Annotated in this window: 2 protein-coding genes; both read left to right on the top strand. The window is 44.0% G+C overall.

Features of this window, described 5'->3' with window-relative positions; genetic code table 11:
• Positions 1-47 precede the first annotated feature (47 nt).
• Positions 48-548, top strand: a complete 501-nt coding sequence (locus tag HXZ99_RS12070; RefSeq protein ID WP_194757546.1) for a helix-turn-helix domain-containing protein — start codon at positions 48-50, stop codon at positions 546-548.
• On the top strand, positions 548-778 hold a 231-nt coding region (locus tag HXZ99_RS12400), incomplete at its 3' end, for an IS3 family transposase (RefSeq protein ID WP_194757545.1). The genes HXZ99_RS12070 and HXZ99_RS12400, both read left to right, overlap by 1 nt.

Raw genomic sequence — 778 nt, 5'->3', positions numbered from 1 at the left:
TGAAGTGACCCCCAATAGTTGGACATCCAATTACTGGGGGTCTTTTTATGTCCAAACATCAAAGAGTTTTCAAGCTTGAAGTGGCAAAGAGAGCGTTGCAAGAGAGCTCAACTAATCTGAGCAGAGAATACAATATTGCCAGATCACTCGTTAAGTACTGGGTATCGGTATATCGCATCCATGGTTTAGATAGCTTTCGGCACTCAGAGTATCCCTACAGCTGTCAGTTTAAACTTAAAGTACTCACTACTATGCATGAGCAAGGGTGGTCACTTAACCACACGAGTGCTTACTTTGACTTATCAACTTCAGGCATATTATTTCAGTGGCAAAAGCTTTATGCTCATGAAGGTATATCCAGACTGAAACCTAAAAAGAAAGGCCGTCCCCGAATGAAGCAGCCCCCCTCTGAACCAAAACCATCAGAGCAGATGACAGAGAAAGAGCTCCGCGATGAGCTAGAGTACTTGCGTGCGGAGAACGCCGTTTTAAAAAAGTTCGAAGCCTTGGCTCAAGCAAAAAAGAAACTAGCAAAGAAAAAACCCTAGTGGTCACTGAGCTCAAGGCGAAATTTAGCTTACCGCATTTACTGAAAGCGACCGGTTTAGCTAAAAGCGTTTATTACTACCATTGCGAATCGATGCAGCGGCCTTGCCCTGATGAATCTCTAAAGACACAAATCCAAGAGGTATACCATGCCCACAAAGGACGTTATGGGTATCGAAGAATCACACGCACATTGCGCCTATCAGGATTACTGGTGAACCATAAGCGTATT

Origin of the sequence: Aliidiomarina indica (genome assembly GCF_015354615.1) — a bacterium.
Classification (GTDB): domain Bacteria; phylum Pseudomonadota; class Gammaproteobacteria; order Enterobacterales; family Alteromonadaceae; genus Aliidiomarina; species Aliidiomarina indica.
The sequence above is the reverse complement of the archived record's forward strand: the minus strand, read 5'-3'. Positions and strand labels throughout refer to the sequence as shown.